The organism is Thermostichus sp. MS-CIW-34, assembly GCF_054060435.1.
This window is the reverse complement of record NZ_JBSSDE010000009.1, coordinates 62,974-84,430: the sequence shown is the minus strand read 5'-3', so window position 1 is coordinate 84,430 and position 21,457 is coordinate 62,974. Positions and strand designations below refer to the sequence as shown.

General features: G+C 56.4%; 17 protein-coding genes and 1 tRNA gene. 8 read left to right on the top strand and 10 right to left on the bottom strand.

Annotation, left to right across the window (positions count from 1 at the left end; genetic code table 11):
* Positions 1–120 precede the first annotated feature (120 nt).
* Positions 121–1,314 (bottom strand): RNA-guided endonuclease InsQ/TnpB family protein, encoded by a 1,194-nt coding sequence (locus tag ACVWYY_RS05000; protein ID WP_457439768.1) that lies wholly within the window; start codon positions 1,312–1,314, stop codon positions 121–123.
* Positions 1,315–1,398: 84 nt separating this feature from the next.
* Between ACVWYY_RS05000 and ACVWYY_RS04995 the strand changes: the two genes are divergently transcribed.
* On the top strand, positions 1,399–1,758 hold the full coding sequence (locus ACVWYY_RS04995) for a DUF559 domain-containing protein (RefSeq protein ID WP_414423957.1): 360 nt from the start codon (positions 1,399–1,401) through the stop codon (positions 1,756–1,758).
* Between the two features lie 40 nt (positions 1,759–1,798).
* Here the strand turns inward: ACVWYY_RS04995 and ispD are convergent, their stop codons facing one another.
* From ispD to ACVWYY_RS04975, 4 genes are all read right to left on the bottom strand, one after another.
* Positions 1,799–2,506, bottom strand: a complete 708-nt coding sequence (ispD, locus tag ACVWYY_RS04990) for a 2-C-methyl-D-erythritol 4-phosphate cytidylyltransferase (protein ID WP_457403050.1) — start codon at positions 2,504–2,506, stop codon at positions 1,799–1,801.
* A gap of 149 nt (positions 2,507–2,655) precedes the next feature.
* On the bottom strand, positions 2,656–4,062 hold the full coding sequence (locus ACVWYY_RS04985; RefSeq protein WP_457403048.1) for an ammonium transporter: 1,407 nt from the start codon (positions 4,060–4,062) through the stop codon (positions 2,656–2,658).
* 154 nt (positions 4,063–4,216) lie between these two features.
* Entirely contained in the window at positions 4,217–4,555 is a 339-nt protein-coding gene (locus ACVWYY_RS04980; protein WP_011430352.1) for a P-II family nitrogen regulator, read from the bottom strand.
* 151 nt (positions 4,556–4,706) lie between these two features.
* Entirely contained in the window at positions 4,707–6,122 is a 1,416-nt protein-coding gene (locus tag ACVWYY_RS04975) for an IctB family putative bicarbonate transporter (RefSeq protein ID WP_457439766.1), read from the bottom strand.
* Between the two features lie 975 nt (positions 6,123–7,097).
* Between ACVWYY_RS04975 and holA the strand changes: the two genes are divergently transcribed.
* Positions 7,098–8,090: a DNA polymerase III subunit delta gene (gene holA, locus ACVWYY_RS04970; RefSeq protein ID WP_414341931.1), complete on the top strand. Its 993-nt coding sequence runs from the start codon at positions 7,098–7,100 to the stop codon at positions 8,088–8,090.
* Here the strand turns inward: holA and ACVWYY_RS04965 are convergent.
* The 3 genes from ACVWYY_RS04965 to ACVWYY_RS04955 all read right to left on the bottom strand — a co-directional run bounded on the left by ACVWYY_RS04965 (position 8,078) and on the right by ACVWYY_RS04955 (position 11,596).
* Positions 8,078–8,689, bottom strand: coding sequence for a cytochrome c oxidase subunit 3 (locus ACVWYY_RS04965; RefSeq protein WP_414351249.1), 612 nt, complete (start codon positions 8,687–8,689; stop codon positions 8,078–8,080). The genes holA and ACVWYY_RS04965 overlap by 13 nt on opposite strands.
* 118 nt (positions 8,690–8,807) lie before the next feature.
* A complete protein-coding gene (ctaD, locus tag ACVWYY_RS04960; RefSeq protein ID WP_457403046.1) occupies positions 8,808–10,514 on the bottom strand; it encodes a cytochrome c oxidase subunit I in 1,707 nt (568 codons plus the stop codon).
* A 77-nt stretch (positions 10,515–10,591) separates the two neighbouring features.
* The gene (locus tag ACVWYY_RS04955; protein ID WP_457403044.1) at positions 10,592–11,596 is read right to left on the bottom strand and encodes a cytochrome c oxidase subunit II; all 1,005 of its coding nucleotides are present in this window, start codon (positions 11,594–11,596) and stop codon (positions 10,592–10,594) included.
* A 574-nt stretch (positions 11,597–12,170) separates the two neighbouring features.
* Between ACVWYY_RS04955 and ACVWYY_RS04950 the strand changes: the two genes are divergently transcribed.
* The 5 genes from ACVWYY_RS04950 (at position 12,171) to ACVWYY_RS04930 (ending at position 17,819) form a co-directional block, all read left to right on the top strand.
* Positions 12,171–13,442, top strand: coding sequence for an RNA-guided endonuclease InsQ/TnpB family protein (locus ACVWYY_RS04950; RefSeq protein WP_457439764.1), 1,272 nt, complete (start codon positions 12,171–12,173; stop codon positions 13,440–13,442).
* 43 nt (positions 13,443–13,485) lie between these two features.
* Positions 13,486–14,640: an FAD-binding oxidoreductase gene (locus ACVWYY_RS04945; RefSeq protein WP_457439761.1), complete on the top strand. Its 1,155-nt coding sequence runs from the start codon at positions 13,486–13,488 to the stop codon at positions 14,638–14,640.
* Positions 14,641–14,783: 143 nt separating this feature from the next.
* Positions 14,784–15,596, top strand: coding sequence for a TPM domain-containing protein (locus tag ACVWYY_RS04940; protein WP_083757667.1), 813 nt, complete (start codon positions 14,784–14,786; stop codon positions 15,594–15,596).
* Between the two features lie 83 nt (positions 15,597–15,679).
* Positions 15,680–15,752 (top strand) — tRNA-Thr (locus ACVWYY_RS04935).
* A gap of 468 nt (positions 15,753–16,220) precedes the next feature.
* Positions 16,221–17,819, top strand: a complete 1,599-nt coding sequence (locus ACVWYY_RS04930) for a DUF6930 domain-containing protein (protein WP_457403041.1) — start codon at positions 16,221–16,223, stop codon at positions 17,817–17,819.
* 258 nt (positions 17,820–18,077) lie between these two features.
* Here ACVWYY_RS04930 and fni read toward each other — a convergent pair whose 3' ends face one another.
* The gene (gene fni, locus ACVWYY_RS04925) at positions 18,078–19,136 is read right to left on the bottom strand and encodes a type 2 isopentenyl-diphosphate Delta-isomerase (RefSeq protein WP_457439775.1); all 1,059 of its coding nucleotides are present in this window, start codon (positions 19,134–19,136) and stop codon (positions 18,078–18,080) included.
* A 374-nt stretch (positions 19,137–19,510) separates the two neighbouring features.
* On the opposite strand from fni, the gene ACVWYY_RS04920 reads away from it, so the two are divergent.
* A complete protein-coding gene (locus ACVWYY_RS04920; RefSeq protein WP_414381044.1) occupies positions 19,511–20,305 on the top strand; it encodes a response regulator transcription factor in 795 nt (264 codons plus the stop codon).
* A 19-nt stretch (positions 20,306–20,324) separates the two neighbouring features.
* Here ACVWYY_RS04920 and ACVWYY_RS04915 read toward each other — a convergent pair whose 3' ends face one another.
* Positions 20,325–21,371: a tetratricopeptide repeat protein gene (locus tag ACVWYY_RS04915; protein WP_457439758.1), complete on the bottom strand. Its 1,047-nt coding sequence runs from the start codon at positions 21,369–21,371 to the stop codon at positions 20,325–20,327.
* Positions 21,372–21,457: the final 86 nt, after the last annotated feature.

Sequence of the window (21,457 nt, the reverse complement as noted above, 5' to 3'; positions counted from 1 at the left end):
TATTATCCCTACGTTGTTTTACCCCAGCCGATTGCTCTCCTCTTGAGGGGGCCAGATCTCCCACCTTGCCCGCCGGAGCCTGAGCCGCCACAGATGCCGGAGCGCCCAACGGAACGTAAACTACCCGGCCCTGACTGCTTCGCAGTACAGGGCGGGCTTTCGGTAGCCCTGCAGTTGGCAAGCCAACCACGGGCCTCTAGGCTGGTTTACGACAGCCCCAAGCTTGGCAATCATGTTGGCCCCATTCCAGTCCGCATCCCCTTCCCATCCACAGTGCCCACACTTGAACTGCTTCCCACTGCGATAGGATTGCGTAGGATCGGGATGGACGTGCAAACACCGGTGGCAGGTCTGCGACGTGTAGGCAGGCGGCACAAGAATCAGAGAAACCCCTGCACGCAGAGCCTTGTATTCCAGAAACTGCCTCAGCTGGTAGAACGCCCAACTGTTGGTTCTGCGCCGTTCGGCCTTGTTGCGCGGCTGTTGATTGACTCTTTCCCGGATCCCTGTCAGGTCTTCCAGGGCAATAGCGCTGTTTGTGGTCTTTGCCCTAGAGACAATAGCTTTGGAGATGCGATGATTGACCCACGCCTGAAAGCGCCTCTCCTTGCCAGACAGCCGTTGCAGCAGTTGACGGCATCTGCGCCGCGAACTGCGTGTGCCCTTACTGGCTTTGCGTTGGAGTACCGCCCTCAACCGGGAGTAGCGGTCGCGGACTCTGCTCAACTGCTGTCCATTCCAGTTGTCCCCCTCTGACGTATGGGCAATATCTGTCCTCCCCAAGTCCACCCCGATCACCTTGTCGGTATCTTGTTGCTTGGGTGGTTTTTCCTCTACGCAAATCTGGATGTAGTAGGAGCCGTCTTTGTGCTTGACCAGCGTGGCAGCTTTTGGGTTGGAACCAGCCAGCATCCCACGCTGGTAGTTGCCAATGGCCAGTTCAAAGCGTTCTCTCCCTTCCACCGTGGTCAGCGACACCGTCCAGTCTTTTTGACGAAACGAAAAGATGCGAGCGTCGTAGGTAACAAAGCCGCTCTTAAACTCCTTGACGGGACGCTTTTTCTGCTTAGCCACTTTGCGGGAACCCGCTACCCGTCTGCACACCTGTTGAGCCAAGTTACTGGACAGGCCAAACCGGGCTCGAATCTCGTAGTAGCAAAGGGATTGCAGCTTGACCGCGTTGACGATCTTCTCCGGCGTGTTCTGGTTGACCCAATTCAAGGCTTGGCCAAAAGCCTCCAAAGTCGCGTCCAATTTGGCGGCTTGCGACTGGGCTACCTTGAGCTTGCAGGAGACGGTCAGGACTTGGGTCATGGTTCTATTGTAACCTCGCATTCCTCCCGGCACTGACCCTACGGGTACAGTGCGGGGCTCCTGCGATTTCTAGCTGATATCGCAATGCAGGTATCTAGAGATGGAAAAAGATCACTCGTTTTACTCATTGACATTGAAATTGATGAGCCATGGTTTCTTGAAGGTAATCTGTGTAGGCCAGCCCATACTGTGAATGATCCTAAGCAAAGTAAGCGTGATGCTTATCTAGCGGATAGAGGCTGGGTTGTAGTTCGGTTCTCAGAACGGCAAGTTTATGAAGAAAGTGAAAAGTGCATTAATCTCATCTTTTGCTTGGTTTCAGGTGTCTTGGGTGCATTAGATTCTAAACAGCCAGACTTATCATTTTCATTTCCAACGGACCACAAGAGATGGGGTGATCAAAGTGCTCTTAGTGAACCTAGATTTCTTCCTCCCTACTTTTAATTCCCAAGGTTGAGACTGGCCCTACCGGGATTGAATTGAGCTAACGCGCTGGTCCGAGACGCTGCTGCAAGATTTGTGCGGCCAGCAACACATCCAGGGGGGTGGTTAGCTTCAGATTGGATTCCTCCCCTTCGACGATGTAGACTGGCCAACCCAGCTTCTCGAATAGGGCTGCATCATCGGTTACCTGCCAACCCTGGGCCAGAGCCTCCCGATGGGCTTGCCATAGCATCGACAGGCGAAACCCCTGCGGCGTTTGCGCTGCCCACAGCCGGCTGCGTTCTGGGGTTGACTGAATTTGGATCCCTTTTGGGCCTGCCTCAGCGACTTTAATCGTGTCCTTGACAGGGATCCCCGCGATGAAACCATCCACCTGCTGCAAAGCAGCACTACAGCGATCGAACAACTTAGGGGTAGCTAGGCAGCGGGCCCCATCGTGGATCAACACCCGCTCTACTGTTCCCAGGTTATAGAGATACTCAACCCCCCTGTAAACCGACTCCTGCCGCGTCGCCCCCCCTTGTAAAAGCTGCACCGGCGTGGACAGATCCATTGCCGCCAGGATCTGCTCGATGGCCGGCCAATCGCCGGGTTGGGAGAGAATGCCAATCCACTCGATGGAGCTGGCTCGATCCGCAGCCTGCAACGTCCAAGCCAAAATTGGCTGACCCAAGAGCGGCAGCAACAGCTTGTTGACCGCAGCCCCCATTCGCTTGCCGCTGCCAGCCGCCGGGATCAGAAGGTGCATGGGATCCAAAAGCGCATTCAACCGGATCCCAGTGTACTGCTTGAGGTCAACAAGCCACAAAAGAGAGGGCCAGACCTGACCCCCTCTCTTGATTTTCAGTCCCGTGTCGCTCAGATCCGACAGCCTCCCGTCGAACCGAGCGCAACAGCTCAAGCTCCCTCCACCTCGGTGGCAGCAGTAACGAAGTCAGGGTAGGCTATGTTGCCGTGCTCGCCCACATCCAAACCGGCAATCTCTTCCTCGGCGCTGACGCGCAAGCCAACAGTTACCTTGAGGATTAAAAACAGGATTAGACAGGTGATGAAGGGCCAGAAGAAGAGAGCGAGAGCGCCTACCACCTGCACGCCGAACTGTGCCCAGGTAACCTCTGAATTGGCGTGAGCAAACCAAGGGATCCCTGCTGCCAACACCCCCCAGATACCACAGGTGCCATGCACGGAAACCGCGCCCACTGGGTCATCAATTTTCAGCGCCGTATCCAAAATCACCGCGGAGAGCACCACGAGGATTCCGGCCACCGAGCCAATGATCAAGGCCCCCAGCGGATGAACTGTATTGCAAGGGGCAGTGATGCCCACCAAGCCCGCCAGCACCCCGTTGGCGACAAAGGTCATATCCGGCTTGCCAAAATGAACCCAAGAGGTGAACATCGCCCCAATTGCTCCAGCCGAAGCTGCCAGCAGCGTATTCATGGCAATCCAGCCAATATCGACAGAGGCTGCAGTGGTGGAACCGGCATTAAACCCGATCCAGCCCAAGGCGAGGATAAACACCCCCAACATCCCCAGCGGCAGGTTGTGGCCAGGGATCGCCCGCGGCTCTCCATTAGGGCCGTACTTGCCAATGCGAGGGCCAAGCGCGATCGCACCTGCCAAGGCCGCAGCGCCCCCTACCAAATGCACCACCCCCGATCCAGCGAAATCAATGTAGCCCAGATTTTCCAGCCAGCCGGCTGTGCCGCCGTTGTAGTCGCCGAACAGCCCGTTCCAGGCCCAACCCCCAGAGATGGGGTAGATTAGCCCAGAAATAACGATGGAGTAGATCAAGTAGGCCAAGAACTTAGTGCGCTCTGCCATCGCTCCGGAAACAATGGTGGCGGCGGTAGCGGCAAACACCATCTGGAAGACAAAGAAAGTAAAGGGCCAGCCATCTGCCTCGTAAGCCTGCTGCCAGCCAAAAGCAAACCAGTCAGTGCCGAAGAAGCCAGCACTTTTGCCGAACATGAGGCCAAACCCGATGAACCAGAAGGCGCAACAGCCCATGCAGAAGTCCATCAAGTTCTTCATCATGATGTTGGCGGCATTCTTGGCGCGGGTAAAGCCCGTCTCCACCATGGCGAACCCTGCCTGCATGAAGAACACCAAGGCCGCCGACACGATCGTCCAAACAACGTCAGCGTGTTTCTGAACTTCCTCGGCCTCTTGAGCAAAGGCAGTTCCCTGGCCGAATAGAAAAACCAGCGCAGCCATTAGAGCGGCAGTCAGACTCCACTTGGCCGGTCGCCAAAGCCACTGGGGCACCTGGCTCTTGAGCTTTTGGATCATTGTCGTACTCATGCTTTTCGACTCACCTAAAGGGACAGTACTTCTCGCAACACATTACCCGAAAAGTAGGGCAAGAACACCTCATCAGATATACAGCAAAAGAGACATGAAGCAAACTCACACGAGGCTCAGGCCGGGCAACCCAAACCCTGAACGTGATCCCTTCTCATAGGGCATCTTGGTTGAGCTCGCCAGTGCGGATGCGGATGGTTTTTTCGACGGGGCTGATGAAAATCTTGCCGTCCCCAATTTCGCCGGTGCGAGCCGCTGCAATCAGCTTCTCCACCACCGTATCCACCAGGTCATCTTCGACCACGATCTCCACTTTCAGCTTTTGTAGGAACTCTACCGTGTACTCGGATCCCCGGTAACGCTCGGTTTGTCCCTTTTGCCGGCCAAAACCCCGCACTTCACTTACGGTCATGCCGACAATCCCGGCATTGACCAAAGCAATTTTGACCTCATCCAACTTAAATGGCCGGATCACGGCCTCGATTTTTTTCATCTGCCTCCTGCACCCTGAACAGTTCCGCTAATTTCTAACACTACCAACACCTGTGAATTGTAAAAACGGATACATTTTTTATCTCCTACTGAAGATGATTACCACTCTGGGTTGGCTCCCGTCAAGACTGGAAGGTCAAGCTTAAGCTACCCTAACGGGAGGAAGCCTCCGATGGGGTCTCACCAACATCCACGGGCGGCTGAGGGCTAAGAGAGGCCAAGCTGGCTGTAATGAGCGCTACCGCAAGCCACCACAGCATTTGTACCTGTGGACGATACCAGATGGTATCCACCAAGCCGTGGACCATCATGCCGGTGCAAGCGGCCAAGCCCGCTGCCACCCACAGACCCTGGGGATCCCGCAAGTTGAGCAAAGTTTTCCAGCATCTCCAGCCGTGATCCCAGAGCACCAAGAGGAACCAGGCGAAAGTTAAAGATCCGATGAAGCCAGTCTCTACGGTGAGCTGCAGCGGCACTGAATAGGCTCCAAGGGCGCTGAAGTTGCCTCGTTGGTAAAGGGGGTAGACGCGGTTAAAGGCGACATTGCCGGGGCCGATCCCCAAGATGGGAAAGTCGCGGATCATCTCCAGCACCGCCGCCCAGACATTGAGGCGAAAGTTGTTGCTGGTATCCAACCGCCCCCAAAAAAGGCTCTGCACCCGCAGCCGCAGGGAGCGTACCGTCAGGATCCCGAGCAACAGAGCAGCCCCCCCTCCGCCCAACAGGGCCGGCAAGGCCCAACGCCGCCAGCGGGCTGGCAAATCGACAGAATGCCACTGTGCCAACAGCACGGCCATCAGGGTGAGCATGGCCAGCCCCCCAATCCAGGCGCCACGACTGTAGGTGAGCAACAGGCAAATCAGGTTCACCGCCGTCGTAAACCCGGCCAGGAGTTTCGCCCCCCAACTGGGCCAAATCCAAGTGGCGGCCAGCCCCAGGGGAATGACCGGGATCAAGTAGCCCCCATACAGATTTGGATTGCGCAGATAGCTGTACACCCGCGTCAGACCCGCCAAACCCGACTCCGGATCCACCCAGGTGGCCAGTTCCGCTGCCCCATATAAGTATTGCCGCAGGCCATGGATCCCCATCACCAAGCTGACCAAAAGCAGGGATCCCACAATCCCATCTCGGAATTGGGGTTTGCGCAGCAGACGATGCAACAACAGATAGCCGGCTAGATAAAGAGTCAGCTTCAGCCAGCCATCCCGCGCTGCGTAGGGAACCGGAGAGAGAATCGTTGCCAAGGTGGCAATTCCCCAGAAAAGGCCCAGGGGCAGATGCAGCGGCAGCCCAATCGGCATTTCCACCAAAGCGCACAGGCCCACCAGAGCAGCCATAGCCAGCAAAATCAGGCCCAGGATGCCGGTGGAGCTTTGCGCAGAGAAAATCCAGTAGAGCAGCACTAGCCCCAGGCCAATCCGGTCGGAAGTTTGAACCAATATGCTGCTCTTCCCCCAACTTTGCAGGGATCCCAATAGACGACCCAAAAGGCTCCCCTGCTGCCAAGCCTTGATGGGAAAGTCGCGCAGCAGAAAACCGTGCCACCGTTGCGTTGCTCGTTCCATAATCCTCTGGGGCGTGTTGGGCCCAAATCCCCACACCTCAAGTCATCCTACTGGTTTCACCAGCGGGACAAAGCTTTAGTCTATATCCCCAGAGGCAAAGAGACAACGAAGAAGAGCGCAACTTCTTATCGCGTCAGCCGGACAAAGTCCTCGTTAACAAAAATAAAGAATCGGCTAACTCACAAGACTCTACAAGACGAAAAGCATCGAAGAATTGTCAAAGAAGAATTGTCAAAGTTGAGTTTTCGGTCTTAAGAACAAATCGCTATAGAATGCAAAGAAAGAGTAACTAGAAAAACCACAAGAAAGATCTGTCCCAATTTCTAAGTAAGTGTTGGATCGCCGCAGTCAAAAATCCTCCTGAATTACTACAGATTAATTCTCGAAAGACTCTTCAGGCAACATAGGCTAAAGCCTGACCTTGGGATCCTCTTTTGCCCTGATTGCTGAGACTCGAAGAGATCTGATCGCCTAGGGAGGATAGACTTTTTGACTCAGATTGACCTTCCTTCGCTTTGGTTTTGTTTTGGGAATTGAGGTTGGAATAGTGAATCTGAATACGAGTAGGACGGCCCAGACCCAGGGCGGATCCCATGCAACGGGCTAAGATTTGCATCTTATACTCAAACTCGCCAATGCCATCCATAATCTTTAACCCTGCAGTCTCTGCTCTTAATTCAACTGTAGGAGAAGGTCTACGAAACCTCTTCAGTGGGAATACAGAACTTTTTGAGCTGCGGAGACTTCTGGATTATGAAAGTTATGTAAAGATGCCTTTGTTTTCGCCAGACAGGGCGAGTACTTGACCTATTCTTAAACAACTTGAGTCAAGCTGGGCTCGGTATCTTCACTTGGACTGACTCCCTCCACCAAGTTGAGCAGGGATCCCGGCCAAACCGCTTAGACAAGGGGAACTGACCTACGCAAAATGGAGGAAGTAGGGGAAAAGCATCTCGTAAATCACTCGGTCGAAGCGTGCCCGTTTACCTGTACTGGGGAGATGACACCTATCGCCTGATGCAGGCGGTGCAGCAGTTGCGCGACCAAGTGCTGGATCCCCACTGGGCTGCTTTTAACTACGATCGCCTGCCGCCGGAATCCACGATTGCCGGGCTCAACCAAGCCATGACCCCGCCGCTGGGATCCAACGCCCGCTTGGTTTGGCTGGAAGAGACAACACTCACCCAACATTGCCCGGAAGATCTGTGGGAAGAAGTGGAGCGCACACTGGCCCAGTTACCCCCTACCACCCATCTGCTCTTGACCACCAGCAATAAACCCGATGGGCGCCTGAAATCCACCAAAATCCTCAAGAAAACGGCCATTGTCCGCGAGTTTTCCCAACTGGCCCCTTGGGATGAGGAGGGCATTCTCCAGCAGGTGCAGCGGGAAGCTGAACAACGGGATCTGGCCCTCAGCCCGGCAGCCGCCCAGAAATTGGCCGAGGCGGTGGGCAATGACTCCCGTCGCTTGGCGATGGAATTGGAAAAGCTGGCCCTGTTTACGGCAGGTCAACAGGATCCCATTTCTCCTGAACAAGTCGAGGCGTTAGTTCCCGCCAGCGCCTACAACAGCTTTCAATTGGCGGGATCCCTGCGCAAAGGGAATCTGGAACAAGCCCTACGCATCTTGACCCATCTGCTGGATCACAACGAGCCGGCCCTGAGGATTCTGGCGGTGTTGGTAGGCCAATTTCGCACCTGGCTATGGGTGCGGCTGCTGCTGGATCAGGGAGAACGGGATCCCAAGGTCATCGCCCAGAAAGCAGAAATCGGGAATCCCAACCGGGTTTACTTTCTGCAAAAAGAGGTGGGATCCCTGAAGACCACAGCTTTACTGAAAGCAATGCAGCAGCTTTTGCAATTGGAATACAACCTCAAGCAAGGACAGCCGGAACGAGATGCCTTTCAAGAAGCGCTGATCCAAATCGTGGCTATATTGGGTGAAGGCCGAGCTCAGAGCAAGTAGAGCAGAATAAACAGCACAACCCAAACCCCATCCACAAAGTGCCAGTAGATCTCGGCAGCTTCGACGCCAAAATGATGTTGGGCGCTGTAGTGGCCGGGTTTAAAGGAGCGCCAGAGCACTGCCAGAATAAACAGCAACCCTGCCATCACGTGAAGACCATGAAACCCCGTTAAAACATAGAAGGTGCTGGCAAACAGGTTGGTGGTGAGGCCAAACTCCAGGTTGCTGTACTCATAGAGTTGCCCTGCCAGGAAAACCGCCCCCATCAGCGCTGTGAGGGCAAACCACAGCCGCAGACCCCTGACATCATCGGCCTTGATGGCCGACCCAGCTTTGTGAATGACGAAGCTGCTGGAGAGCAAAATCACCGTGTTGATCCCGGGCAAAAGCAATTCCCGCTCTGGGGTTCCCTCCGGCGGCCACACCGGGGCGGTGAGGCTATAGGCCAGGTAGGCCATGAAAAGCCCCAAAAATAGGCAGCCTTCTGCCACCAAAAACATCAAGATGCCAAAGACGCGATGATCTGGGTGCTCAGCATGGGCAGTGTGGGCCCTTGAGTGGCCAACCATCAGCGTTTCAGAGGCAAGGGATCCTTGCATATTCCTTTCCACCTAAATTCCTGAATTCCTGAGACTTCTTGAGGCTGTACAAGCAGCCCAGCCAAGACTGGAATACCCAGTGAGCAGGGGATCAGCCGCCCACCGGGCATCCGGCCTGCTAAGAAGAAGTAGGCTCCGCTTCTGCCAGCGCCAGCTCCCGCAAGGTTTGCAACTGAGCAGCAAAGTAGTCCAGCGTCTCCTTGCTGTGCAAACCGTAGTCATAGGGGCCGGTCAGCAAAATGGGATCCCCATAAAAGTTGTGATGGGGCGGGGGAGAAGAAGTTGTCCACTCCAGTGTCAGGGCCTGCCAAGGATTATCCCCAGCTTTTGGCCCAGCCACCCAAGAGTAGATGACGTTGACCAAAAAGGGCAGAGTGGAAAGGGCGAGCATAAAGGCGCCCACCGAGCTGATCCAGTTCAGATCGGCAAATTGCGGGTCGTATTGGGCAACGCGGCGGGGCATCCCCATCAGGCCCAGCTTGTGCATCGGCAGAAAGCAGATGTTGAAGCCGACGAAGGTCAGCACAAAATGTACCCGTCCCCAAAACTCATTCAACATGCGCCCCGTCATCTTGGGGAACCAATGGTAGATACCGGCATAGATCCCGAACACGCTGCCCCCAAACAACACATAGTGCAGGTGGGCTACCACAAAGTAGGTGTCGTGGACGTGGATATCCAGGGGCACCGAGGCGAGAATAATGCCGCTCAACCCCCCGATCACAAACATCGAGACAAAGCCCATGCCAAACAGCATGGCCGACCGGAAGTGGATCTTGCCGCCCCACAAAGTGGCCAGCCAGCTAAACACCTTGATCCCCGTCGGGACAGCAATAGCCATAGTGGCGATCATGAAGAACACCCGCATCCAGTCAGGGGTGCCGCTGGTGAACATGTGGTGCGCCCAGACGATCAACCCCAAAAAGCAAATGGCCAAGCTGGAATAGGCAATGGCTTTGTAAGCAAAGATGGGCTTGCGGGCATGCACCGGCAAAATCTCGGAGATCATGCCAAAGACCGGCAAGATCATGATGTAAACTGCCGGGTGGGAGTAGAACCAGAACATGTGCTGGTACACCACCGGATCCCCGCCGCCGCTGGGGTTAAAAAAGGCCGTGCCTGCCAAGAGGTCAAAGCTAAGCAAAATCAATGCACCGGCCAAAACCGGTGTTGCAATGAGGGTGAGAACAGAGGCTGCCAGCATGGCCCAACAAAACAGGGGCATGTCTTCCATCTTCATGCCGGGCATGCGCATCTTCAGAATGGTGGTGATGAAGTTAACCGCCGCCAGGATGGAAGAGGTTCCTGCCAACAAAATGCTCAGGATCCAGAGTTCTTCCCCCACCTTGCCGCTGATCAAGCTGAGGGGGGGGTAGGAAGTCCAGCCGGCAGCCGGAGCCTCTATGAACAGGCTGGCCAAAAGCAGGATCCCTGTGGGCGGAACCAGCCAAAAGGCCACTGCATTCAGCTTGGGGAAGGCCATATCCCGCGCCCCGATCATCAGCGGTACTAGGTAGTTGCCAAAGCCCCCCACCAAAGCAGGCACGATCCACAAAAAGATCATGATCGTGGCGTGCAGGGTAAAGGCACCGTTGTACCGCTCAAAGCCGAGAAAGTCGGCCTCTGGAGTAGCCAGCTCTGCCCGTACTGCCGTCGCCAGCGCCCCTCCCACCAAGTAGAAGAAAAAGGTGGTCACCAAGTACTGGATCCCGATGACCTTGTGATCGGTGGAAAAAGTAAAGAAGCGCCACCAAGGCTCAGCAGGAAGTTCCAGTTCAACCTTCGGTGCAGCAACAAGTCTTGGGCTGTCTTGCAGCTGGGTCATTGCACAAAAGCTCCTATATCGCGTTGGCAGAATGTTGTTCCCACAAGCGCAGGCCAAAGGGATGTTGGGGATCCCAGCTAGCCTGCGGAAGGAAGGGATCCAGAATGGAACTGGAGAGACTTCAAATCTGAGGGGGAGACGCCCAAACGCTGGTGGTGGACATGGGCAAAGGCAGACTCGGCCTCAGGGGAGCCTGGCCGAGGAGAGGGATGGACTGGCGAGAAATCTGAAACGAGGGCCAAGGTGCTGCCCTCGCCACGGGCGGCCAAAACTTGCTCCTGCTGCCAGCGCTCGAAGTCTTCCGGCGTATCCACAAACAATTGCCCTGCCATCACCCCATGATAGGGGCCGCACAGCTCTGCGCAGATGATGGGGTACTGCCCCAGTTGGGTAGGCACAAACTCCAGGTGGGTCTCTCGGCCAGGGATCACATCCTGCTTGAGGCGAAACTGCGGCACCCAGAAGGCATGGTTCACATCCAGAGCCGTCATATCCAAGCGCACCCGCTTGTTTAGAGGAAGGTGCAGCTCGCTGGCCACCAGGCCGGAATCCGGGTAGGTGAACATCCAAGCATATTGCATGCCCTGCACTTGAACGACCAGATCCGGCTGGCCCATCTTCTTCCCGGGTAGCACCGCAGGCGTGTAGGCGTAGCCGGGATCCCCCGCCTCAGCTTCGTGGGAAGACTCCATCGCCATGGCCGCGTGGATATGGCCGCCGACGTGAGCACCCCCGTAAACAGCTTGATAGACATCTAGGCTGGCCAAGCCCAACCAAAGAATGATCACCGCCGGCACCGCCGTCCACACGATCTCCAACAGCACGTTGCCGTGACTGGGATCCCCGTCGCCTTTGTCGCCTCGCCGCTTGCGGTAGCGGACAATACAGTAGAGAAGTACACCCTGTACCACCAAAAAGATCCCTGTGGCAATGGTTATGGTGCTGTTAAAGAGGCTGTCGAACAAGGGGGCTGATTCGGCAGCAGATTCGGGAAGCAGATGGTGGTTTTGCCCGTACCAAAGGCTTGCCAGGGTCAGGAGAATCCCCATACCCACCAAGATGATGTTGCTAATCGCACTCACGACTGCTTTTCCCCAATACAGAGAGCATCTACCCTAGCAGACAATCCGCCCACAGCGTTTGCAGACTACGTTTTCTACTGTTGCCGTTTTTTGTTTTTGTTTACATTGCTTACAGGGCTTACAAAATTTTTGCCTATGGAGCCCGATCCGCTGTGCACGGACTTCCCACCGCTATCAAATACTAGTTCGCGGGGGAAAGAAAGTTGTGTAGACTTATGGATCTCTTCAGGATCTTCCTGGGTGAGCAGCGGCGAGACAGAGCTTTGGTTCCGAGATTTTCGGCAGACCTGTGTAAGGGCGGTACTGCACTGAAGGCCGGCTCTGGTTGAGGGCCATCTCTCCAAACAGAGGTTCTTGTTGCCCGCAGACTGAGGTAGGGTGGGATAACCCCGCAATTGGGCTGGTTTGGACAGGTTTTCTCTCTTTAACAAAGGAGGGGCGCGGGGAGCTATAAGTCCCGCGCTGTATGCAAAGCATCAGCGTCGGGATACATGGACTCCCCGCACTTGTCGATTCTCTCGATGGGATAAGACAAGTATTTACCAGCAGCTATAGCTTGTGGTAAACTGCCACTATGCTGACCATGAACTACACTTACCGGATCTATCCAGACGCCGCGCAGCAGGCCGAGCTGCGGTCGTGGCTTGAGACGTGCAGAGGCGTGTACAACTACGCTTTGCGCGAACTCAAAGACTGGATTGCTTCCCGTAAGTGTCCCATAGACAGATGCTCACTGGAGAAGGAATACATCATTCCTGCCGATGAGCCATTCCCGTCTTGCTATCGTCAGCAAAATAACCTACCCAAAACAAAGAAGCAATTCCCGCATTTGGCCAAGGTGCATTCTCAGGTCTTGCAGACTACGATTCGCAGGCTGCATGATACTTGGGAGGCATTCCAGAAGCGGGGATATGGGTTCCCCCGTTTCAAGAAACAAGGCCAATTAAAGTCTTTTGTGTTTCCCCAGTTCAAGGACAATCCCATCTCCGGCAGCAGTATCAAGCTACCAAAGATAGGAAAAGTGCCTATCAACTTGCATCGTCCTATCCCAGATGGGTTCAAGGTCAAGCAGGTGAGGGTACTGTCCAAGGTAAGAGGGACGCAATGGTATGTCGTCGTTACCATCGAATCGGACATATCGGTTCCCGATGCTCCGGTTCACGGTCGTGCGATTGGGATTGATCTGGGATTGGAACGGTTTTTGACGGTCTCAGATGGCAGCTTCCAGGAGCGGCCCAAGTTTTTTAGGTCGATGCAACGCAAGCTGAAATTGCTGCAACGCAGAGCGACACGAAAACAAAAGGGCTCACGAAACTGGGAGAAGGCACAAATCAAGGTTGCCAGGATGCACCATCGGATTGCGAACCGTCGTAAAGATTTCCACCTAAAGACGGCTCATAAGCTTTGTGACCAAGCGCAAACCATCTTTGCGGAAGACCTCAATGTCACAGGCTTGACACGGGGAATGCTGCGAAAAGATTGTGTCGATGTCGCTTTTGGACAATTTCTGTCTCTGTTGGAATGGGTGTGCTGGAAACGTGGAGTGTACTTCGCTAAAGTCAACTCCAACGGGACTAGCCAAACCTGCCCCAAATGTTTTGCCACTGTCAGTAAGGGGTTGAAGATTAGAGAGCATCATTGTCCTGAGTGTGGGTATCGAACTCATCGTGACCATGCAGCAGCAGAAATGGTTTTGCATCGTGGACTAGAGAATTTAGTAGCCCAGGGACTCTGGGGAACGGAAACAGCCTGCCAAGTCGTTCTGTCGGGGGTCTATGACCTAGATAAGTGGCGTGGGGCAGGAATGCCTAACCGTGAGGTTAGGAAGCCCGCGCTGTACCCGTAGGGTCAGCGTCGGGAGGATGTCACTCTCTGCTTCGCTTTCCCCAATGTCTTCTCCCCATTCACTGGCGACCTTGCTATCTGATCCAGGGGATCCCTTGCCGATCCAGACTCCATCAACGGTCTCGGAATTGGCCGGAATCTTAAAGGAGTGCCAAGGGCGGAAAGTGCTGCCGCTGGGGCAGGGGAGCAAGTGGGGCTGGGCCCACTCTGTGGAGCCGGTGGATTTGGTTCTCAGCACGCGCGGCTTACGCCGGCTCATCGACCATGCGGCTGCTGATCTCACCGTCACGGTGGAAGCTGGCATGACTTTGGCGGAACTGCAACACATCTTGGCCGAGCGGGGGCAATGGTGGCCGGTGGATCCCCTCTATCCGGAGCGGGCTACCCTGGGGGGCATTATCGCCACTGCCGATACGGGTTCTCTGCGCCGGCGTTACGGCGGGATCCGCGACTTGCTGCTGGGCATAGCCTGGGTGCGGGCGGATGGGGAAGTGGCCAAAGCGGGCGGGCGGGTTGTCAAGAATGTTGCCGGCTATGACCTGATGAAGCTGTTCACCGGATCCTTGGGCAGCCTAGGAATTTTGACCCAGGTGAGCCTACGGCTTTACCCGTTGCCGGCAGCTCAGTCTGCTTTGCTGGCTACAGGATCCCTGCCGGAGCTGGAGGTTTTGTGTCGGCAGGTGCTGACCGGCCCCGTTAACCCTGTGGGGGTGGATCTCTGGCTGAGGGCAGAGGGATCCCAGGTTTGGCTCAGCTTTCATGGATCGGAGCGAGCAATCGCCCAGCAGATGGCCCAAACGCGGCGGCTGGCCCCTGCAGGGCTGACTTTGCAGGAAGTGAATCCCGACTCTCTGCCCCTGCCTCAACCCGGCTCAGGAGCAGTGCTGGCCAAGTTCGGGTGCCTGCCCAATCAGAGCCTGGCAACATTGGAGCAGTTTCAAACCCTGTTTCCTGGAGCTCAGGTGCAACTGCACCGAGGCTGTGGGCTAGGACGGGCTTGGCTGGTTCAGCCAGAAGTGGGATCCCTAATGCAACTGCAACGCTACCTCAAGTCCGCAGGCGGATTTCTCCTGCTTCTGGAGGCGCCGCCGGCTCTGAAGAAGGCTCTTGCCCATGACTTTGGCCCGGCTGCAAGTCTGATGCGCAAGCTGAAGCAGCACTTCGACCCCGCCGGCACCTTTAGCCCCAGCTTGATATAGGCACTGCCCCTGTCACCGCTCCTTCCCCGGGATCCCTCTGGCCAAACGTCTTGTTCCGGTGCATGATAGATCTATAAGAAATTGAAACATTTCTTAACATCATTTCTCAGTATCTCAGCGTCAAAGCTAAGAGAGGGATCAGCATGAGCATCGAGTGGCAACGGATACTCCGCGTTGGGGTGGGCTTTTGCCTTGGGCTGTTGATTGCGGTGGGCGGGGGATCCCTGACCTGGGCGCAACCTGCCCTGCCGGTGGTGCCGATGGAGCTGCCTCAGCCGCCCGTGCCGGTCTTGGACTTGGCGGATCAGTTGACCAGCAATCAGGAAGCTCAACTGGCCCAGCATCTGAACAAGTTAGAGCAAGACACCGGCTGGAAGCTGCGGGTGCTGACTCAGTTTGATCAAACTCCAGGCCGTCAGGTGAAAGAGTACTGGGGCTTGAATGAGCGCAGCGTTCTGATGGTGGCGGATCCCAGGGGGGGCAACTTGCTGGCGTTTAATGTGGGGGATGCTGTGCGCGAGATCTTGCCACGTACCTTTTGGATTGAGCTGCAATCTCGCTTTGGCAACCAATTCTATGTGCGGGAGCACGGCACCCAACGCGCCATCCTGGAGACCGTTGATGTCTTGGATCGCTGCTTTCATCAGGGGGGCTGCCGTGTGGTGCCCGGCCTGCCTCAAGAGCAGTGGATCCTAACGCTGGTGACCTCGATTTTGGGCGGGATTGTCTTCGGGTTTGCCGGCAAGCCCCGCCATGCGGAGGAGCTGTTTAACTGGCGTTGGGCCTTGCTCATTTCTCCCCTGTGGTTCATTCTGTTCGGGGCCTTCGGTATCGGCCCGGTGGTCACACGCACGCAGGATTGGATCCCGGTGTTGCGCAACGTCTTGGGGTTTCTGGCAGGGGCTTTGGTGATCTACCTGGCTCCCATTGCTCGCCCGGCAGTGGATCAGCAGTAGCTGACTCGTGAAGTCGGCTGGGCGTCCTTCCCTGCGAGCCCCAGTTCGCAGGGGACAAATGCTAGAATCGGTGAGCAGAAATTGCTGATGTAGCTCAGTTGGTAGAGCACTCGACTTGTAATCGAGCGGTCGTCAGTTCGAATCTGACCATCAGCTTCTGGTGCCATGGAACTTGGCTCTGCTGTCTCCTCTCGCTGAAGCCGAACTCAGCTTCTACACTGGTGGTTAGATTGGCATTAGCGGGATCCCTGGGTCTTGTTGACAGGAGGCCAAGGCCGATCCCTGCTCAGTTTGGCATACCTACTCAGCCGATTGGGTTGTTCTGATACATTTACGCTGAACACTGCTGAACATCACTGTTCAACTATGCAGCGATAGCATTCTGTTTGTTTCCAACCAGAATGGCGGTATCCCGCAAAGCTTTGAGTAGAATACCCAAAGCGCAGTTTCCGTGTCGTCTTACTACCAATTTTCTGCTTTGCTTTGGCTACCATGTTGGCAGACTCGAAAGTAAACAGAAAGATCAACTGGTAGTAATCCGTACTGAACATATTATACATTATTTTCAGTATAGTTGAGCTTATTATTGACTAGAGTCATGCTCCTGATTCTCCTTGGATGTCTATGTCCGGTCTCCCAGCCGCTACGGTTCGTCGATTGCAAAAGCTGCCCCAGGTGCCCTCGGTGTGGGAAGGGGATCGCCACAAGCTCTCAGGATCGTCACCCATGGGATCCCAAACGGAGGGGGAGTGCATTCTTTGGGTAGATGGCGTTCAGGGCGTGGTACGGGCCATGGAAGTGGTGCCCGCCGATTCTGGCTTTGAGCCGATGGTGCGAACCTTGATTGTGGCCATGGAGCGGCCCCATGCTGCCTCACCTGCTCGCCCCCAGAAGATCATCGTGCGGGATCGAGAGGTGCAATTTTTCTTGCGCGGCATTCTGCACCAGCTGGACATTAAGGTGGAATGCCAGCCGGAATTGCCTCTGATCGACGAGATCCTGCAGAGCTTTGAAGAGGCCAACGAACGGATCCCTCCCCCTCTGCCGGAACACTATGTTGAGTTGCTGGCCGGCAAAGCCCTCACCCTCTGGCGAGATGCTCCCTGGGATTACCTAGAGGATCACCAAATCTTGGCCATCGACCTAGATCACTGGGACATCCAAACCCTTTATGTCTCGGTGATGGGGCGGTTGGGCATGGAGTATGGGGTACTTTTCTATCGCTCGCTGCCCTCCCTCAAACAGTTTCGCCAGGATGCGGGCCAGCCGGATACTCCCGAAGAGATGGAGGAAGCCTTCCTCAGACAAGATTGTCTCTATCTCACATTCCAAGCTGGTAATCCTGAACTTAACGAACTGCCGGATCTGGACTTGGCAGAGTTGGATCCTGAGGAAGTTGAGCCGAACTTCGGCACCATTCACCCCCTGGAAGGCTTGCGCGTGACTTTGCAGGAGGACGAGGCGGCGGCCTTATCGGTGGCCTTGGAAGCCTTGCATCGCTTCTTCAAGCAGTACCACCGCAAGCTGGAAGATGACTTTCGCTCCTATCAAGGCCGGTACCGCATTCCCAATCCCCAAGAGAAGGGAGCAACCCTTTCGGTGCAGGTGCGCACCCTGCCGGACGTGGCTGAAGAGCTGCTGCAGCTGGAAGGGGAGGCGGAAGAACCTGCCCAAACCCTGCTGCGGGATGATTTGGTGCCCGAGGGCGCGCAGATAGGCCTGGGGGTCTTGCCGTGGACAACGGTGGAAATGCTGCGTCGCACGGGGCAATGGCATCCCCTCCCCCAAAGCAAGCTGGTGAAAAATGGAGAAGGGCTGCCGGTGGTGATTGTGCGCACCTCTCGATCAAAAGCAAAGCAGCTCATCGAGAATTTGCGTGGGGAAGGCGGGCCCCAGGGCGTTTGTTTCAACACAGGGGTGGATCCCTTCGATGGCGATCGCTACGACTTGGAAATTGTGCAAACGGGCAATCGCGATCTGCACCTGTTTGGAGAGTTTCCCGAAGATGATCCCGTTCACTCCATGGCTCGCAAGCGCTGGGAGCGGCGTTGCCGGGATACGGGTGGCTATTGCGGCTTGGTGGTGGCGATGGGGGTGAATTCTACGCGCCCAGAGCTGCAAGTGCGCCACATTCTGGCCTTGTTTGAGATGCAGGCTTTGAACCCAACGGGACTGGGACTGGGGCCGATGGTGCGGATTAGCCGACAATTGCACTTGCCTTGACCGTCCAGATGGAGGCAGGTTAGGTGCTGCTGGTAACCTGAGCAACTTTCTCCCAGCCGGGATCCCTTCTTTCTATCTCTGGCAGGTTTACCGGGCGGTGATTCGGTTTTTCCAGGGATCCACGCTATCTTGGCTCTGGTTCTCTCCTGGGTGCTGACCGGCAAAATAGCTCGACAAAGCATCTCGACAAAGCATACAGTGGCCCTATCATCTGGGGGCTCTGGTATTGACCCTCAGTTTGTGGCAAGTGCTTGGAGTTTAGGGCAAGGGATCCCAAGTATCCTGCCGCCGCAGGGTAGCTTGTCGCAGCCGAGCCAAGTTGGCCGATCCAGTGCAAAAGGCAACAATGCGCAGCTCCTCGATCACGGCGCGAAAGGTGTCCACCACTGCCTGCATCTGTCCTTGGGAGACGGCGTGTAAAGCGGGGGCGGCCATACCCACCACATCGGCTCCCAGACGGATAGCTTTGGCCGCGTCGATGCCATTGCGGATGCCGCCGCTGGCCACCAGGGGTAAGTCCGGCAGCAGGCGACGAATTTCCAGCAGGGACAAAGCCGTTGGGATCCCCCAGTCCCTGAAGCTGTGGGCGATGCGTTTCTTGAGAGCATCTGGTTGGCGATGGGCCTCCACCTCGCTCCAACTGGTGCCGCCCGCCCCCGCCACATCCAGGGCTGCCACGCCGCATTCGGCCAGCTGCTGGGCTACTTTGGCACTGAGGCCATTGCCCACTTCCTTCACCACCACCGGCACCGGTAACTGCGCCACCAACCGTTCGATGCGGCCATACAATCCACGCCAGTCGGGATCCCCTTGGGGTTGAACCGCCTCCTGGAGAGGATTGAGGTGCAGAATCAATGCATCCGCCTCGATCATCTCCACCGCCCGTCGCGCCTGCTCCAACCCATAGCCGTAGTTGAGCTGAACGGCACCCAGGTTGGCCAGCAGCAGAATATTCGGGGCCACTTGGCGCACCTGGTAAGTCCGGGCTAGCTCTGGATGTTCCAAGGCTGCCCGCTGGGATCCCACCCCCATGGCAATGCCCAACTGTTGGGCAGCGGCGGCCAGTTGTCGGTTTAGCTCATGGGCAGCCTCTGTTCCCCCCGTCATGCTGCTGATGAGCAGGGGTGCCTGTAGGCGTTTTCCCAAGAATTCGCAGCTTAGGTCGATCTCCGGCAACAGCAGCTCCGGCAGCGCCACATGCTCAAAGAAAAACCGCTCAAAGCCGGTGCGGATCCCTTTGGCAGCCACATCCTGCTGCAGAACAATGTCCAGGTGATCCTGTTTGCGCTCGGAAATGGGGGGGAGAGAATCGGCCATCATGTCAGCAGTGCGGAGCACCTTGGTCTTGGTAGAGATTGTCAGTCTATAACGCCGCGCGCTGCCAAAAGCGAACAGCATTGCCCGTTCGCGCTAGCGGGACGGAGTCCAAGGTGACTCGCTATCTACTGGGACAGCAGTGCGGTTCCCGGTAGGGTGCCGGAGGCATAGCACTGTCGCGGTAGCGGTGCGGTTCCCGGTAGGGTGCCGGAGGCATAGTACTGTCGCGTCAGCGGTGCGGTTCCCGGTAGGGTGCCGGAGGCATAGCACTGTCGCGGTAGCGGTGCGGAGCACTGTCGCGTCAGCGGTGCGGAGCACTGTCGCGTCAGCGGTGCGGAGCACTATGATGTGGGCGGGATCCCAACCGAACAGCCATGCAACCCTTGCACATCTTGCTGGCAGAAGGCAACCCTCATCTGCGCAGCTTGCTGTGTTGGCATTTGCAACAGGCCGGACACCAAGTTTGGGAAGCAGAGACCCTTCGCCAAGCAAAGACTCTGCTGCAACACCAGCCCATTCACCTGCTGATTTTGGATGCGGAGCTGTCCAACCGCGGCGGGCTGCAATTGTGCCGGTGGGCCCATCGCCAGTACGATCTGCTGATTTTGCTACTCTCCCACCGGGGATCCGAAGCGGACATTATCGCCGGCCTAGAAGCAGGAGCGGACGATTACCTCACCAAGCCCTTTAGTATGCAACTGCTGGATGCCCACCTTCTAGCCTTGGCTCGGCGGCGACAGCGTCATATCCCCCCTACCTTTCTGCAGTACGGGGATCTCAAAATTGACCTGGTGCAACGGCGCGTCGCCTTGGCTGGGGAAGGGATCGACCTCACGCCCCAGGAGTTTAGCCTGCTGATGGTGCTGGTGCAGGCGGACGGGGATCCCGTCTCTCGTCTAGAGCTACTAGAGCGAGCATGGCCGGATTCCACCGATAACCCTCGCACCGTCGATACCCATATCCTCTCGTTGCGCAAAAAGCTGGAACGGGATCCGCGCCAGCCCAGCTTGATCCACACAGTGCGCAATGTCGGCTACTGCTTTGGCCTCAGCCCCCCGCTGCTTCAGGAACAGAAAACTCTGTCAGCCGCTGCAGGCGATTCAGGATCTGGGCCTCAGCGGCAGCGTCGTGGAGTCGCAGCGTCAGGCAAAGCACCTACTAAGGAATAGCTAGTTAACGTCAATTCCGCTAGGCAGAATCGGGATTGCTAAGTTGCAGCAGAGACCGGCGTACCCGCTGCTCCAAGGCCAGGTTGTGATGTCGGCGGCTGACCTGCAAAGCTGCCTGCAAATCCGAAAAAGCTGTTGCTTTATCTCCCATATTCCAGTAGGCCAGCCCTCGTCCGTACAAGCCATACTCGTCGGAGAGGTCAATCCGGTTCATATCCGCTTCCAGGCGAAAGGCCCGCTCGTAGTCGTCCAAAGCAGCTTTGATCTCCCCCAGCGCATAGAGAAGGTTGCCCCTGATGTAGAGAACGTTGGGCTGCTGGGGTTCTCTTTCTAAGCTGCGGCTGAGGTCGGCAATGGCCTCGTCAAAGTAATCACCACAGGCGTAGGTCACCCCCCGCTGGTAGTAGTGGGCTGGGCTGGGATCCCAGTCAATAGCCTGCGACCAATCGGACAAAGCCGCCTCCCAGGTGCCCAGGTAGCTGTGTAAACGGGCCCGCTGGGAATGGGCAAGCGCTGAGGTGGGATCCAGGCGGATGGCTTCATCCAGGTGGGCTAGGGCCAAAGGCAGGGATCCCTGTTGCATGAGCAGGTTGGCCAAGCTGAGGTGGTGGGGGACATTGGGGTGTAGGCGCACCAGCTCAGCAAACTCCGCCGTTGCTCCCTGGAGATCCCCCTGAGATTGACGAATCAGCCCGCGATAAAAATAGGGTTCTGGTCGCCGCGGGGCCAACCGGATCGCCTGGCCGAAATCCTCCAGGGCCTGGGGAACTTGGCCGAGGGCAAAGTAGGCTTCTCCCCGCAAAATGTAGGCGTTGGCCAGGCAGGGATCCCGTTGCAGAGCCAAGCTGAGCTGTTCAATAGCCCCCAGCAAATCCCGGTTCAGCCACCGTTCTCGACCACGGTTGTAGGCCAAGATGGCCGGACGGGTAAAGGCAGAGATGGCGGCTGCACCCACCAGGCCCATCACTGCCAAAAGACGATCCTGCCGCCAGCTGGCCATGCTCCCCAGCAACAGGGCAACCGCAATCAAAAGGCGCAAACCGGCAGAGTCGTGGGCTCTGAACATACTGCTCTGCACCGCTGTTACGAGCGTATCCTGTTTTTTTAATCTGCTCGCGAGCTTCTCTCTGATTCTGCCCGATTTGGCAGCGA

What these genes read in the sequence shown, in the direction of transcription:
- ACVWYY_RS04940 (WP_083757667.1), top strand. Translation starts at nt 14,784, where the DNA reads ATGAGCATCGAGTGGCAACGGATACTCCGCGTTGGGGTGGGCTTTTGC.
- ispD (WP_457403050.1), bottom strand. Translation starts at nt 2,506, where the DNA reads ATGCACCTTCTGATCCCGGCGGCTGGCAGCGGCAAGCGAATGGGGGCT.
- ACVWYY_RS04950 (WP_457439764.1), top strand. Translation starts at nt 12,171, where the DNA reads ATGCTGACCATGAACTACACTTACCGGATCTATCCAGACGCCGCGCAG.
- ACVWYY_RS04920 (WP_414381044.1), top strand. Translation starts at nt 19,511, where the DNA reads ATGCAACCCTTGCACATCTTGCTGGCAGAAGGCAACCCTCATCTGCGC.
- ACVWYY_RS04985 (WP_457403048.1), bottom strand. Translation starts at nt 4,062, where the DNA reads ATGAGTACGACAATGATCCAAAAGCTCAAGAGCCAGGTGCCCCAGTGG.
- ACVWYY_RS04915 (WP_457439758.1), bottom strand. Translation starts at nt 21,371, where the DNA reads ATGTTCAGAGCCCACGACTCTGCCGGTTTGCGCCTTTTGATTGCGGTT.
- ACVWYY_RS04975 (WP_457439766.1), bottom strand. Translation starts at nt 6,122, where the DNA reads ATGGAACGAGCAACGCAACGGTGGCACGGTTTTCTGCTGCGCGACTTT.
- fni (WP_457439775.1), bottom strand. Translation starts at nt 19,136, where the DNA reads ATGGCCGATTCTCTCCCCCCCATTTCCGAGCGCAAACAGGATCACCTG.
- ACVWYY_RS04995 (WP_414423957.1), top strand. Translation starts at nt 1,399, where the DNA reads ATGCAGGTATCTAGAGATGGAAAAAGATCACTCGTTTTACTCATTGAC.
- ACVWYY_RS04980 (WP_011430352.1), bottom strand. Translation starts at nt 4,555, where the DNA reads ATGAAAAAAATCGAGGCCGTGATCCGGCCATTTAAGTTGGATGAGGTC.
- ACVWYY_RS04945 (WP_457439761.1), top strand. Translation starts at nt 13,486, where the DNA reads ATGTCTTCTCCCCATTCACTGGCGACCTTGCTATCTGATCCAGGGGAT.
- ctaD (WP_457403046.1), bottom strand. Translation starts at nt 10,514, where the DNA reads ATGACCCAGCTGCAAGACAGCCCAAGACTTGTTGCTGCACCGAAGGTT.
- ACVWYY_RS04965 (WP_414351249.1), bottom strand. Translation starts at nt 8,689, where the DNA reads ATGCAAGGATCCCTTGCCTCTGAAACGCTGATGGTTGGCCACTCAAGG.
- ACVWYY_RS05000 (WP_457439768.1), bottom strand. Translation starts at nt 1,314, where the DNA reads ATGACCCAAGTCCTGACCGTCTCCTGCAAGCTCAAGGTAGCCCAGTCG.
- ACVWYY_RS04930 (WP_457403041.1), top strand. Translation starts at nt 16,221, where the DNA reads ATGTCCGGTCTCCCAGCCGCTACGGTTCGTCGATTGCAAAAGCTGCCC.